This window comes from bacterium (genome assembly GCA_035380285.1).
Classification (GTDB): Bacteria; Auribacterota; Erginobacteria; order Erginobacterales; family DAOSXE01; genus DAOSXE01.
Genome location: DAOSXE010000010.1, coordinates 12,202 through 26,245 on the forward strand (window position 1 = coordinate 12,202; position 14,044 = coordinate 26,245).

Sequence of the window (14,044 nt, forward strand, 5' to 3'; positions counted from 1 at the left end):
GAGCGTTTAAACTTTAAAAAGGCGGGCTTAAACGGCCGATGCCGCCCATGCGCAGGAAACCCGACAACAAAGACCGGAGCCGCCCGGCGGCGGCGGAACTAGGGGACGGTCTCGACGTCCCGGCGGCGCTCGCGCTCGCCGGGGTGGGGGCGTGGGAAGCCGACCCCGCGACCGGGATGCTGGGCTGCTCGCCGGAAACCGCCGCCCTCTTCGGCGGTTTCTCCTCCGCCGCGGCGGTTCCCCTCGCTCAGGTCCTGGCCCGCGTCCACCCCGACGAACGCGGACGCGCCGAAAAATTCTTCGCCGAGACCGGGTCCGGGAAGCGGGAACTCGAGTGCCGCCTGATGCTCCCGGACGGCTTGACGCGATGGGTCAAGATCATCGGGTCAGGGCGCGCTCCCGGGCGGGGGGGCGCAAACCGCTCCGCCGGGGTGGCCTTCGACATCAGCGAACGAAAAGCGGAGGAGGCCGGACGCGGCCGGCTCAACGCCACCCTTCAGGTCATCCGCGAGCTCGAACAACTGATCACCCGGGAAGAGAGCCGGGAGGAACTGGCCCGGCAGGCCTGCCGGATCCTGGTCGGCCGCCTGGAAATCGCCACGGTCTGGATCGCTCTCCGGGACCAGGACGGCCGCGCCGACTTCGTCGCCGACGCCGGATTCGGAGAGGATTTCGACCCCGTGCGCCGGGAACTGAAAGCGGGGGAGTGGCCCCGCTGCGCCCGGCGCGCGTTCGCCACCGGGGAAATCGTGGTCGAAACCGACCCCGCCGCGAACTGCCGCGGTTGTCGCCTCTGCGGACCCAACCGGGAACTGGCCCGGGTCTGCCTGCGCCTGCCCCACGGGGATCAGATCTACGGGGTGCTGGTCGCCTCTCTTCCCGCCGGCTATGCCGGGGACCGGGAGATTCGGGAACTTTTCCTGGAACTGGGGAACGATATCGGTTTCGCCCTCTTTCAGAACCTGCGGCGACAGCGGCTCGATCTCCAGGGAGAGATCCTGGCCGGAATCGACGACATGGTCACGATCACCGACCTGGAAGGAAATATCGTTTACGTCAACAAGGCCGAATGCCGCCAGCTGAGGAAGTCCGAAAACGACCTGGTCGGCAGTTCCATCGAGAGTTTCGGAGACGATCCCCGCCGGGGAGCGACCCAGCGGGAGATCCTGGAGACGACCCTGCGCGAGGGCAAGTGGTCGGGGGAGGTGATCAACACCACCCGGGACGGCGCGGAGATCGTGGTCGACTGCCGCACGTCGGTACTGAGGGACGAAAGCGGGCGGCCGCGCTACCTCTGCGGAATCGGCCGCAACATCACCGAGCGCAAGCGGATGGAGGAATCCCTGAGGAAGGAAGTGGCCTTCACCCGCGCCGTCTTCAACAGCGCCGCCGAGGGTCTCTGCCTCTACCGGGAAATTCCGGAGCACCCCTTCATGAAGTTCGGCACCTGGAACCGCCGCATGGTCGAGATCACCGGCTACACCATGGAGGAGATCAACCGCCTGGGATGGTACCGAGCCCTCTTCCCCGGCGCCGGCGAGGGCGACGCGGCCTGGAGATGGCTGAAGGCGGTCCGGGAAGACGAGTCCGCTTCCGGGCGCGAGTGGAGCATCACCCGCAAGGACGGCCGGAAACGGATCGTGACCGTCTCCGTCTCGGTGGTGGACCCGCAGGCCGACCCCGTTTACATGCTGGCTCTGATCAACGACGTCACCGAGCGCGCCCGGGCCGACGCCGCCCTCAAGGAGGGAGAGGAGCGCCTGCGGGCGGTTCTCGAAAACCTGGGGGACGGAGTCTTCGTCCACACCCTGGACGGCCGGATGGCGCTGGTCAACAAGGCCGCCTGCCGGGCCACGGGCTATTCGCGCGAAGAGCTGCTGAAACTCACGGTCTCCGACATCGACGCCGGCAGCCGGGACCGCAACGATCAGAACCTGATCTGGAAGCGCCTGGAGAAAGGCGATACCGCTTTCCTGGAAGTCGTCCACCGGCGCAAAGACGGCTCCACCTACCCCGCCGAAGTGCACCTGACCCTGATCACGCTGGCCGGCCTGCCCACCATCCTGGGCGTGGCCCGGGACGTCTCCGAGCGCAAACATATAGAGGAAACCCGGAGGCAGATGGAGGCGCAGATCCAGCAGACGCAGAAGTTGGAGAGCCTGGGGGTGCTGGCCGGAGGGATCGCCCACGACTTCAACAATATCCTGGTCGCCATTCTCGGGAACGCCGACATCGCCCTGCACGAACTGCCCCCGGAGAACCGGGCCCGGCACAACCTCCAGGCGGTGGTCAAGGCCTCCCGGCGCGCGGCCGACCTCTGCCGGCAGATGCTGGCCTACTCGGGACGGGGCAGTTTCGTCATCGAAAGCGTCGACCTGGGGGAGCTGATCGAAGAAATGGTGGAACTGCTCAAAGCCTCGATCTCCAAAAAAATTTTCCTCCGGCTCGAGCTGGCCGATTCGATCCCCCCTCTCCTGGCGGACGCGACCCAGATCCGCCAGGTGGTCATGAACATGGTGGTCAACGCCGCCGAGGCCATCGGGGACGAAAACGGCACCATCACCATCGCGGCGGGCGAAGCGGCCGAGCTTCCCGAACACCGCTACCCCTTCTCCGGCCCGGAGACGCCGGCGGATACATACGCCTTCCTGGAAATCGCCGACACCGGCGCGGGGATGGACGACGAGATCCGTTCCCATATCTTCGAACCGTTTTTCTCCACCAAATTCACGGGTCGGGGGCTGGGGCTGGCGGCGGTGCTGGGCATCGTCAGGGGCCACGGGGGAGCGATCGCCATCGCCAGCAAACCGGGGCAAGGGACGCGCTTCACCGTGTTTTTCCCCGCGGAAGAGAGCGGGACGGCGCCCGGCGCCGACGCGGTCGATGCCGGCGGTGGGGAAACGGGCTGGCGCGGGAGCGGCAAGGTGCTTCTGGTCGACGACGAAGCCATCGTCCGCGAAGTCTCGGGGAATATCCTGGCCAACCTCGGATTCGAAGTGATCACCGCCGCCACCGGAACCGAGGCGCTCGAGATCTTCCGCCGCCACCGGGCCGAGTTCGCCTTCGTACTCGTGGATCTGACCATGCCCGCCATGGACGGCGTGGAAACGCTCAAGGAACTCCGGGAGATCGACCCGAAGGTCAGAGCGATCATCTCCAGCGGCTATACCGAGGCCGACCTCAGGCACCGGTTCGAGGATGCCCCGGCGCCCGGGTTTATTCAGAAGCCCTACTCCCTGGACGAACTCGGCGCCGCCATCCGCCGACTCCTCGGCCCCGCCGACGAAGAAACGTCCTAGGGTCTCAGGCGCCGGGGAAGGATGCCAGATCGACCAGGCCCGCCTTCTCCGCCAGAACGTAGATCGTGGTCAGACCTCCCACCGCCACCATCACCAGCCCTGCGGCGAAGAGCGCCCGGGAGCGGCCTCGGGAGAAATGGAGGAGAATGATCCCGGGCAGCAGCACGAAGAGGGTCGATTCCCCCACCCCTCCGACGATATCCAGGGCGCCCAGAAATATATCGGGGCACAGCAGCGCGATAACCAGCGGAGGCACAAACGCCAGCGCCGCGATCAGCCAGGCATTGTCGGACCGGAGGTAGGTGTTGGAGAGATCGCGGACGAACCCGTGGAGACCGGTGCCGTTGGCCATGTAGGAAGCGGTTACGGAAAGAATGGCGAAGACGAAGCCGGAGACGAGAAAAAGGCGGGAGTGGAGCAGAAAGGACATGGGGACGTTGGCCGGGACCTGGTGCAGGAAACCGGCTTCGATCGTGGCTTCGGCCGTCCCCAGGCGCGGCAGAGACCCGAGTACGATGGTGACCCAGACCAGGTTGATGATCAGCCCCAGGAATATCCCGATGAAAATGGCCTTTCGGGTGGCGGCCCGATCGTGGCCGAGACTGCGCGAGACGGTGGGGATGAGGTTGTGAAAGTGGAAGGCGGAGATGGCGATGGGAAGCCCGATCGGAAAACAGTTCCAATCGGCCGCCCGGAGAAGCCCGGGGTCGAAGCGCCGGGACCCTGATCCGACCAGGAGGGCGAAACAGATCCAGACGGAAACGATCACCAGCACGTTTCCCTTGCGGTAGATGCCCCCCCCGAAGAGAACCAGAGCGGTGGTGACCGCGAAGTACAGAACCGTAACCGCGGGTTTGCTTACGGGCAGGCGGAAGAGGTGGTCGACCATCGTCGCCATTCCGCTCAGGTAGGCGGTCAACACGCCGTAGAGGAGCACCAGATTGCAGGCGATGGCCAGCCACTTTCCCGCCGGCCCCAGTTCCCTGCCGTAGAACCAGGGGATGTCGAAGGTATCGTTGCGGGCCTCCCCGATCTTCTGGGCGATGATGAAGGCCGACGCCAGCATCACCGCCCAGGCCAGAACGATTCCCGCCAGGGCGGGGACAAAACCGGCGAGACCGTATTTGACCGGGAGAGCCAGCACCCCCACCCCCAGGCAATTCCCCAGGACCAGGAACGATACCGAAATAATCGGGAGTTGGGCGTTTCGACGCATGTCTTCGGGCGGACCGGGAATGCCGACGGGCCCGTCAGGAAATATCGAGCACCCGATCGAAACCGGCCACGGTAAAAACTTTCTTGGTGAAGGGGCTGGTGTTGACGATGGCGAACCCCGCGGCAGCCGAAGAACCGGTCAGCAGGCAGAAGCGAAGGAAGGCGGAAGCGATGTATACGACCTCCCCCAGGTCGAAGACGACCCGGGCCGGGGATGCCAGCGCTTCGATCCGGGCGGCAACCGCCGCCGCCGCCGCCTCGCTGGCGGGAGCGTCGAGACGACCCCGGAAGAAACAGGTGAGTACCCCGGCCTCGGCGTCGAACTCGCATCTGACGATATTATCCATCGGCTTCCCCCCCTTCTCCGTTGCCGGACCCCATGATCTCATCGGCGCCGACCGCCCCGTTCAGGTACTTTTCGGCCGGGGTTTCCACCCACTCCCGGTTTTCGCGTCGGCGGCAGACCCGCTTGATGTTGATCAGGTTCCGGGCGGTGATGTTTTCGGTGGTGATGTTCTTGCCCCCGGCTCCGCAACCGAGGGTGAACGAAACCGGGAGCCGGTTGAACATCCCCCCTACCGCTCCCTGGGACGAGGGGGTGTTGACCACGATCCGGCCGGCGTTCATCAACTCCGCGAACTCGCGGATCCGGGATTCGTTTTCGGAGTAGATACTGGCGGTGTGGCCCACCCCGCCCCGGTAATTCAGGTCGATACAGAGTTTAAGCGCGGCGGAGAAATCGGGACGGACGTAGAAAGCCAGGAGAGGCGCCAGGATTTCCCCGGAGAGCGGATACTCCTCACCGGCCTCCTCCTGCGGGGCCAACAGCAGGACGGTGCCGGCGGGAACGTCGATGCCGGCCATCTCGGCTATCCTGGCGGCCGATTGTCCGACGATCGCGGGGTTCATCAGGCCGGTATCGGCCCGAACGGCCGCGGCCGCCACCCGGACGGTCTGTTCCGGATCGAGAAAATACCCTCCCCGCCGTTCGAATTCGGACCGGACCCGCGCGGCGGTCTCTTCCTCGACCACGACGGCCTGTTCGCTGGCGCAGATGGTTCCGTTGTCGAAGGTTTTGGAGAGGATTATGTTCTCCACCGCGAAAGCGATATCGGCGCTCTTCTCCACGAAAACCGGAACGTTGCCCGATCCCACTCCGATAGCGGGAGTCCCCGAACTGTAGGCGGCCCGGACCAGGCCGGGACCGCCCGTGGCCAGCACCAGGGCCAGGCGGGGGTGGGACATGAGGGCATGGGTCAATTCCCGCGAACTTTCGGTGATCCACTGGATGCAGCCTTCCGGGGCGCCGGCCGCGAGGGCGGCGGCAGAGCAGACGCGGGCGGCGGCGGCGCAACACTCGACGGCGGCGCGGTGGGGGCTGATGATGATGGGGTTGCGGGCCTTCAGCGAGATCAAGATCTTGAAGATCACCGTCGAGGTGGGGTTGGTGACGGGGATAATCCCCAGAATCGGGCCCAGGGGTTGGGCGATTTCAATGATGCCGGTTTCGGCGTCCTCGGAGATGACGCCCGCGGTTTTCTCGTGGCGGATATCCCGGTAGACCAGCAGGGCCGCGACCACGTTCTTGAGAACCTTGTGCTGCCACACTCCCTTGCCCGTTTCTTCCCAAGCCAACCGGGCCAGGGTTATCCGGTTTTCCAGGGCCGCCCGGGCGACCGCTTCGACGATGCGATCGACCGCGGCCTGGTCGAGCTGATTGAATTCGGCGGCGGCCAGAGAGGCCCGGGCCAGCAGTTCCTCGGCCATAACTTCGGCATCCGACATCCAACACCTCCGGCGGCTTTATCCCTATGCCGGATTGTACGGCGGGCGGCGGCGGCCGCGCAAGATCATTGTCGCCCGGCCCCGGCGCCGGACGAACCGGGAGTCAATCTCCGGTATGCGCCGGGGGGCCGAACCAGGCTCCGTAGATCCGGGCGTAGTCTCCCGAAGCTTCCAGCCGATCCAAGGCCCGCCCGAGTTCGTCCGCCAATTCCCGGTTTCCCTTGCGGACGGCGATCCCGTAATCCTCGCGGCCGATCTCCCTTTCCACGATCCGCACCGACGGATCGGGACCGGCCGACGCCGCGGCCAGAATATGCTGATCGATCAAAACGGCGTCGGAAAGATTCCCTTCCGGGTTCAGCCCCCGCAGAAGGCTCTCGATCGAGTCGTAGGTCTTGATTTCGCCGTCCAGGTTGCGGCGCGCCCACCGTTCCCCGGTCGTTCCCCGCATCACTCCCATGACGCCGCCCCGGAACCCCCGGGCGAACTCGCGCGAGTCCCAGGCGAACCCGGGCCGGACGGCGACCGCCAGCCGGGTGGTGAAGTAAGGCCGGGTGAAATCCACGAAATAGGAGCGGCGTTCGGTTATGGACATCGCCGCCAGAACGGCGTCGGCCCGGCCCTCCGCCAGCATTTTCGCGTACACCGCGACGTCGAAGGGCTCCGGCAGCCACCGGACCTCCGCCCCCAGGGCGACGCCCAGGGCGTTGCCCAGGTCGATATCGAATCCGCCGAGACGGCCGTCACGAAGGAAGGCGAAGGGAGGAGAGTTCGGATCCACCAAAAACCGTATGACCTTGCCCTCCGCGGGGGAAGGCGCCGGCGGCGAACCGGCCGGAGCTAAACCCAGAAACAGGGCGGCAACCATCGCGAACGTTTTCACGGCATCCTCCTCATGATCCGGTTTATCGCTCGAATAAAGTATAACGCAACCCGGGCGCGGCGGAAACGATTCCCGGAGCGGGGCGGACAAACGGCCTTCTCTTTCTCCCGGAAGCACGTGCTCCGCACGCTACACTCGGTTGTTCGAATACTGTACGGAGGCGGGACCGAAGTGTTCAACATTGAAACATCCCCGGCCGGAGCAGCGTCAAAGAACCGGGCAGGTTCCGCCTTTCCCCGGCCGCCGCGAACGTTATTTTTGCCGATCCGCGCAACAATACCGCTGCTTTCACCGGCGCCGCCGGTTCCCGGCACAATTCTTGCTTTAGACTAAGCGGGGGTAGCTTATGTTTTCCCGGGCGGTCAAATCGGCGACGGCGCTTCGCGCCGGGCTGGCGTTGCTGATGATGGCGGCGGGGACGGTTGCGTCCGGGCCCGGGGAAGCGGCGGGAGGGTTGATCCGGCCGGCCGATCTCGTCTACCGGGGAGCCTTCCGCCTGCCGGGGCCTGAGGGAGAAACGGGATGGGCCTGGGGGGGAAACGCCCTGACCTACTGTCCCGCCGGCGATCCCGGCGGCCCCGCCGACGGGTACCCCGGCTCCCTCTTCGGAACCGGGCACGACTGGTATCAGAAGGTCTCCGAGATCGGCATCCCCATACCGGTGATCTCCCCCGACAAGAACCCGGAAGATTTGAACACCGCGACCACCCTCCAGCCTTTCACCGATATCCGCGGTCTGCTGTTCGGAGAGTTCGAAATCCCCTACGCCGGGCTGGAATATCTCCCGGCCGGCGGCGGCCGCGACCGGGGACGGCTGTATGTTTCCTGGCATCAACATCTGCAGATCTCGCCCCACTATCCCACCCACGGACAATGCGAACTCGATCTCTCCGCCCCGGCGGCGGCGGGGCCGTGGTATATCGGAGACTACGACACCTACAGCACCACCGATTACCTTTTCTCGGTTCCTCAGGCCTGGGCCGACGCCCACCTCGGGGGCCGGTGCCTGGCCACGGGGAGGATGAGAGACGGAGGCCAGGGGGGACAGGGGCCCTGCATCTTCGTCTGCGCCCCCTGGCAGGAAGGAGATCCCCCCGCCCCCGGCGCGTCCCTCGCGGCCGTTCCCCTGCTGCTGTACTCGACCAGTTACTGGGACGACCCCCACGGGGGCGCCTATACGATGGACCGGTATCACCACTCCGACATGTGGCCCGGGGCGGCCTGGATGACGGCGGGCGGGAACGCTGCGGTGGTTTTCGCCGGGACCAAGGGCCGGGGCGATTGCTGGTACGGCAACGAGAACGGGCCCTGCCTCGACTGCGATAACCGAGGCTGGTGGAGCACGTATTTCGACGGAGAAATCGTATTTTTCGATCCCGGCGACCTGGCGGCGGTGGCGGCGGGGGAGATGGAACCGTACGAACCGCAACCCTACGCGGTCTTAAACATCGACGACGTTCTCTACCACGTCGATTCCCCGCAGATGTACGACCACGTCAAGGCCGTCGCCTGCGACCGGGAGCGCGGCCTCCTCTACGTTTTCGAACCCCTGGCGGACGGAGACAAGCCGATCGTTCACGTCTGGGAGGCGATCCCCGGCGAAGGAGCGCCCTCGCCGATTCCGTCGGCGACCCCCGCCCCGACGGGGGCGACCACCCCGGTGCCGCCGGCGACGCCGAGCGACCAAGACTGCGGTTGCGGCCCCCTTCCCCCCCCCGGCGGCGGCGAGGCGGTAGCGACGGCAGCGAACGCCGAGGAACTCCAGGAAGCGATCGATGCCGCCGCGGGCCCAACTACCATCTACCTGCGCAGCGGAACCTACGACGTCTCCGGGTACGGGATCGTGGTCGACCGCCCCGACATCACCATCAGGTCCCTGACCGGCAACCGGGACGACGTCGTCATCCGGGGGGAAGGAATGGAGTCGCCGGGAGAAGGGTTCGGGATCGTGATCGCGGCCAGCCGGGTGACCGTGGCCGACCTCACCATCCGGGACGTTCCCAACCACGGGATATTCATCCAGCCCGAAGGGGCCCCGGCCGGCTTCCTTTTTCACAACATCCGGATCGTCGACTGCGGCGAGCAGCTGTTCAAGGCCTCGGGCTACCGTTACCAGGAGACCAAAAGCGACGGCGTCATCGAATGCTCGGTCTTCGAATACTCATCGACCCTCGATCAGGGCTCCTACACCAACGGCATCGACCTGACCCGGTCGATCGACTGGACCATCCGCGACAACCTCGTGCGCAACATCAAGGCCGCGCCCGGAGCGGGGCTCGCCGGACCCGCCATCCTGGTCTGGCTGGACTCCTCGGGAACCGTAATCGAACGAAACCGCGTCATCGACTGCGACATGGGCATCTCCCTGGGAAATAACTCCGATGCGGCTCCCAGCCACACCGGGGGCGTGGTCAGGAACAACTTCATCAAAGGATATTCCGGCAGCGATTTCGGGATCTGCGTCTCCAAATCCCCGGGGGCGGCAATTCTCCACAACACCGTTTATTCCCCGGGGTCCTGGCCCTACTCCATCGAGGTCCAGTACGCTTCGTCCTCGGGCTGTTCGATCATGAACAACCTCGTCGACGAACCCATCTACATCAACCGGTACGAGGAGAACAATCCTCTCCTGGCGGCCAACCTGACCTCGGCCGGAGACGGTTATTTCGTCGACGCCGGCTCCGGCGACCTTCACCTCCTCGACGCCCAGGTTCCGGCGGTCGACGCCGGAATACCGGTTTCGGCCCGAACGACCGATATCGATTGCCAGGCCATGAACGGAGCGCCCGATATCGGAGCCGACGAGTACGGGGGAGTTCCCATCGCCCCCACCCCCGGACCCGAGCCGACCGCGGCGGCGATCACCCCGACCCCGATCCCGCTTCCCGAAGCCGGAAGCTCCGTGCTCCAGTCCGGCGATTACGACGGGGACGGGGTGGCCGACATCGCCGTCTTCCGGCCGGCGACCGCTCTCTGGGCGGTCAGAAACCTCGGTCAGGGGTATTACGGGCGCCCGGGCGACATCCCCGTCAGCGGCGACTACGATGGAGACGGCACCGTCGAAGCCGCCGTCTTCCGGCCGGCGGCGGGAAGATGGGCGGCGCGGGGGGTGACGGTATTTTATTTCGGCGGCGCCGGGGATCTTCCCGTCCCGGGCGATTACGACGGCGACGGGACCGACGAAGCCGCCGTCTTTCGGAACGCCGGCGCGGCTTGGATCATCCGGGGCCTGAGCCGGGTGGCCTTCGGCCGCCCGGGCGACCGCCCGGTGCCGGGGAGATACCGGGGCGGACCGTTCCGGGACATCGCCGTCTTCAGACCGGGGTCAGGACTTTGGGCGGTGCGCGGATTCAGCCGCGTCTTCTTCGGCCGCCCGGGCGATCTTCCGGTCCCGGGGGACTACGCCGGAAACGGCGCCTGGGAAACGGCGATATACCGGAGCGGGACCGGCCTGTGGGCGGTTCGGGGAGAAACCCGTCTCCACTTCGGGGGGCTCGGCGACGTCCCCGTACCCGCCGACTACGACGGAGACTTCCGGGACGACCCCGCCGTATTCCGGGACGCCGGGGGCCTCTGGGCGCTCCGGGGGAACACCCGGATCCGCTTCGGAAGGGAGGGGGACATCCCGGTGACCCGATAACCGGACCCGCCGCGACGGCGTTCTCCCCGACAACTCGTTCCTTGCCCCCACCCGGGATCTCGACTATCCTCGCTTCGGGAGGGGTCCTCAATGTCGGCGAAACGCCGCATTATAACCGGTTGGAGAGTCTGGTGCCGCACCGGACGCGTCAATTTTCTTCCCGCCGGCATCCTCCCCTATCTCCTGGGCTGGGCATATTCGTTTCCGAACCCCGGAAACGGGCACTGCCGGCGTCCCTGGTTTTTCGCGGCGGGCCTGGCGGGCACGGTTCTGGCCCACCTCTCGGCCAACCTGTTCAACGAATACTGGGATTACCGCCTGGGAGCGGACCGGGCGGGGAACGGCCACCTCCCCCACTCCGGGGGCTCCGGGACGCTCCCGGCCGGGCTGGTCCGGCCCCGGGCGGTGCTGCGGGCGGCCTCCGGCTGCCTGGCCGCGGCGGGAATGCTGGGGCTGGGGCTGACCGCCGCCGGAGCCCCCCCTCTCATCCTTCTCCTGGGGGGAGCCGGCGGTTTCATCGCCTGGGCTTACACCGCTCCGCCTTTCTCCCTGGCCTACCGGGGTTGGGGGGAGATCTCCCTGGCCGTGGCCTTCGGCCCTCTCCTGGTGGGGGGGGGATACGCCCTGCAAACCGGAGACCTGGCCGGACGAATCTGGTTCGTCTCGCTCATACCGGCGTTGCTGATCTCGGCGGTTCTGATCGTCAACGAGATCGCCGATCGGGAAAACGACCGAGCCGCCGGCAAATACAACCTGGCGGCCAGGATGGGGCGCACGGCGGCGGCCCGCGCCGGCGCCGCTCTCCTGGGGGGGGCATACCTGGGGACGGCGGTCGGCTGGGCGGCGGGAGTCTTCCCGCCCGCGTCTCTGGCGGCGCTCGCCACCGCGCCCTGGGCGGCGGGGGCCGGGCGGCGGGTATGGAGCATCGCCCGGGGGGGCGGAAATTACCGGGATGCCAGCGCGGGAACGATCAAAACCTACTGCCTCTTCCTGGCGGTACTCGCCGCCTCCCTGGTCGTCTCATGATGCGGGAAGACATCCTCTCCCCCCTTTCCGAGGCCGTCGAGAGCGTCCTGGGAACGCTCCCCGCGGCCCTCTCCCCCCTGAAAGCGGAAACGCTCGAACACGCGGGAGGAAACCGCCGGGCGCTGCTCGTCGCCCTCCTCGGCCGCTTTTTTGCCGTGGACCGCGAAGAGACGATGAAGACGGCGGCGGCGGTGGAGACCGTCCACCTCGCCACCCTGGTCCACGACGATATCATCGACGGCGCCCGCTCCCGCCGCGGGGGCCCGGCCCTGGCCCGGTCCCGGGGGCTCGGCTGCGCCCTGCTCCTGGGAGACCTGCTTTTTATCAAGGGCATTGCCGCCGTAAACTCCCTGCGGCGACGGACGCTGACCGCCCGGATCCTGGAGACCGGAGCCGCCATCTGCGCCGGAGAACTGCTGGAGGACGAATCCCGCCCGGAGTTCCCCCCGGGCGCGCACCGTTGTCTGCGCATCGCCCGCCTGAAGACCGCCTCCCTCTTCGTCTTCGCGGCGGCGGCGCCGGGGATTCTGGGCGGCCGGGACCGGCGCACCATCGCCGCCCTGGAATGTCTCGGGCTCAACCTGGGACTGGCCTACCAGATCGCCGACGATTGCCTCGACCTCGCCCCCCCCGGCTTTCACCTGGGGAAGGACCGCCTGGCCGATCTGCGCAACGGGACTTCCAACCTGGCATTGGCCCTGGCCGCCGGCGAGCCCCGGCTCCGGAAAAGAATCGCCGAAGCGAGGGGCGGAGCCCGGGCGCGGCTCGAAAAGATCGGAGAAGCGGTTCGATCCGGCGGCGCCGTCAGCCGGGCCGCGGACTGGGGGCTGCGTTTCATCGCCCGGGCCGGGACAGCCGCCGACCGGATCGGGCTCCGGCGACGCCGTTCCGGCTTCGAGGAATACCTGGAGGATTCGGCCCGGCGCCTCCGGACCTGCGGGAGCTGGTCATGACGCGGAGGCCGACCGTCATCGTCGCCGGGGGAGGGTTCGCCGGGGTGAGACTGGTGCGTTCGCTGACTTCACCTTCCCGCCGGTTTCGGGTGATTTTAATCGACCGGCGCGACACCTCGGTTTTCCGCCCCCTGCTCCCCGACGTGTTGGCGGGGACGATCTCCGCTCGGCGCCTGCTTTTTCCCCTGGCTCCTTTCTGCGCGCGCCGCGGCGCCGTTTTCGTCCGGGGAGCCGCCGCCGCCCGGGAAGGGGGAACCCTGGTCGTGGAAGACGGGCGGACCTTCGATTTCGACTTCCTGGTCCTGGCCTGCGGCACGGAACCCGACTTTCACGGGACGTCGGCCGAGGGTGCGGCCTTCCCTTTGGATACGCCGGAAAACGCCCTGGCCGCCGGCCGGCGGATCGACCGGGCGGCCGCCGGGGAAACGGCCCACACCGTACTGGTGGCGGGGGGCGGCTACACCGGAGTGGAAGCCGCGGCGGCGGCGGTCCGGCGGCTGCGCCGGCTCGGGCCGGAGGCGGCCGAGCGGGTCCGGGTGCGGATCGTGGAACCGGGGCCGGCCATCCTCGGAGGCATCCCCGACGAGGTGGCGCAGCCGATCCGAACCGAGCTCGAACGGCTGAAGATCGGGGTCTCGACCGCGGCCCGATGGGGAGAGATCGGCCCCACGGCGGTGGAAGTCGACGGCGAACGGATTACCGATTTCACCCTGATCTGGTGCGCCGGCGCCAAAACCGGCGCGTTCATCCGCGGGCTGCCCTTCGAGCAAAACCGCCAGGGCCGATTGAAAACCGGCCCCGCGCTCCTCCTCCCCGGAGGCGAAAACATCTATGCCCTGGGGGATTGCGCCGACTTCGCCTTCCGGGGTAGCAGCCTGCGCATGTCGGTTCAATTTTCCCTGGCCGAAGCGGAGAGGGCGGCCGGCAACCTACGCCGCCAGATCGCCGGAAAAACCCCCGCAGCCTTCCACCCCCGGGATCCGGGGTTCATCGTGCCCCTGGCCACCGGCCGGGGCTGGGGAAGGGTCCTGGGCGTCAAAGCGGGGGGCCGGACGGGATCGCTGCTGCACTATCTCCTCTGCGTCCTGCGCACGCCCGCCGCGGGCAACCGTTTCAAGCTCCTGGCGGAAGTGGCGCGGGCCCTGATCTCGAACCCGGGAACCGGCCGGGAGCAAATGAACTTGCCCCGGGGAAAAAACGGGGAGTAAAATCTGCACGCGGGCGGAAGCCGCGGGAGGCAGGG

Annotated in this window: 9 protein-coding genes; 5 read left to right on the forward strand and 4 right to left on the reverse strand. The window is 67.2% G+C overall.

Annotation, left to right across the window (positions count from 1 at the left end):
- Positions 1-47 precede the first annotated feature (47 nt).
- A complete protein-coding gene (locus PLZ73_05105) occupies positions 48-3,299 on the forward strand; it encodes a PAS domain S-box protein (protein HOO77249.1) in 3,252 nt (1,083 codons plus the stop codon).
- Between the two features lie 4 nt (positions 3,300-3,303).
- On the opposite strand, the gene PLZ73_05110 is transcribed toward PLZ73_05105, so the two are convergent.
- The 4 genes from PLZ73_05110 to PLZ73_05125 all read right to left on the reverse strand — a co-directional run bounded on the left by PLZ73_05110 (position 3,304) and on the right by PLZ73_05125 (position 7,182).
- Entirely contained in the window at positions 3,304-4,515 is a 1,212-nt protein-coding gene (locus tag PLZ73_05110) for an aromatic amino acid transport family protein (protein HOO77250.1), read from the reverse strand.
- A 34-nt stretch (positions 4,516-4,549) separates the two neighbouring features.
- Positions 4,550-4,861 carry an STAS domain-containing protein gene (locus PLZ73_05115; GenBank protein ID HOO77251.1) on the reverse strand — a complete coding sequence of 104 codons (312 nt, stop codon included), beginning with the start codon at positions 4,859-4,861 and terminating at the stop codon, positions 4,550-4,552.
- On the reverse strand, positions 4,854-6,299 hold the full coding sequence (locus PLZ73_05120; GenBank protein HOO77252.1) for an aldehyde dehydrogenase family protein: 1,446 nt from the start codon (positions 6,297-6,299) through the stop codon (positions 4,854-4,856). Before PLZ73_05120 ends, PLZ73_05115 begins: the two co-directional genes overlap by 8 nt.
- Positions 6,300-6,402: 103 nt before the next feature.
- Positions 6,403-7,182, reverse strand: coding sequence for a transporter substrate-binding domain-containing protein (locus PLZ73_05125; protein HOO77253.1), 780 nt, complete (start codon positions 7,180-7,182; stop codon positions 6,403-6,405).
- A gap of 346 nt (positions 7,183-7,528) precedes the next feature.
- Between PLZ73_05125 and PLZ73_05130 the strand changes: the two genes are divergently transcribed.
- From PLZ73_05130 to PLZ73_05145, 4 genes are all read left to right on the forward strand, one after another.
- Complete coding sequence (locus PLZ73_05130) at positions 7,529-10,822, forward strand: right-handed parallel beta-helix repeat-containing protein (GenBank protein HOO77254.1); 3,294 nt, start codon at positions 7,529-7,531, stop codon at positions 10,820-10,822.
- Between the two features lie 90 nt (positions 10,823-10,912).
- A complete protein-coding gene (locus PLZ73_05135) occupies positions 10,913-11,848 on the forward strand; it encodes a prenyltransferase (GenBank protein ID HOO77255.1) in 936 nt (311 codons plus the stop codon).
- Positions 11,845-12,801 (forward strand): polyprenyl synthetase family protein, encoded by a 957-nt coding sequence (locus PLZ73_05140; protein HOO77256.1) that lies wholly within the window; start codon positions 11,845-11,847, stop codon positions 12,799-12,801. The genes PLZ73_05135 and PLZ73_05140 overlap by 4 nt, the downstream gene beginning before the upstream one ends.
- A complete protein-coding gene (locus PLZ73_05145; protein ID HOO77257.1) occupies positions 12,798-14,009 on the forward strand; it encodes an FAD-dependent oxidoreductase in 1,212 nt (403 codons plus the stop codon). The genes PLZ73_05140 and PLZ73_05145 overlap by 4 nt, the downstream gene beginning before the upstream one ends.
- Positions 14,010-14,044: the final 35 nt, after the last annotated feature.

What these genes read in the sequence shown, in the direction of transcription:
- PLZ73_05105 (HOO77249.1), top strand. Translation starts at nt 48, where the DNA reads ATGCGCAGGAAACCCGACAACAAAGACCGGAGCCGCCCGGCGGCGGCG.
- PLZ73_05110 (HOO77250.1), bottom strand. Translation starts at nt 4,515, where the DNA reads ATGCGTCGAAACGCCCAACTCCCGATTATTTCGGTATCGTTCCTGGTC.
- PLZ73_05115 (HOO77251.1), bottom strand. Translation starts at nt 4,861, where the DNA reads ATGGATAATATCGTCAGATGCGAGTTCGACGCCGAGGCCGGGGTACTC.
- PLZ73_05120 (HOO77252.1), bottom strand. Translation starts at nt 6,299, where the DNA reads ATGTCGGATGCCGAAGTTATGGCCGAGGAACTGCTGGCCCGGGCCTCT.
- PLZ73_05130 (HOO77254.1), top strand. Translation starts at nt 7,529, where the DNA reads ATGTTTTCCCGGGCGGTCAAATCGGCGACGGCGCTTCGCGCCGGGCTG.
- PLZ73_05135 (HOO77255.1), top strand. Translation starts at nt 10,913, where the DNA reads ATGTCGGCGAAACGCCGCATTATAACCGGTTGGAGAGTCTGGTGCCGC.
- PLZ73_05140 (HOO77256.1), top strand. Translation starts at nt 11,845, where the DNA reads ATGATGCGGGAAGACATCCTCTCCCCCCTTTCCGAGGCCGTCGAGAGC.
- PLZ73_05145 (HOO77257.1), top strand. Translation starts at nt 12,798, where the DNA reads ATGACGCGGAGGCCGACCGTCATCGTCGCCGGGGGAGGGTTCGCCGGG.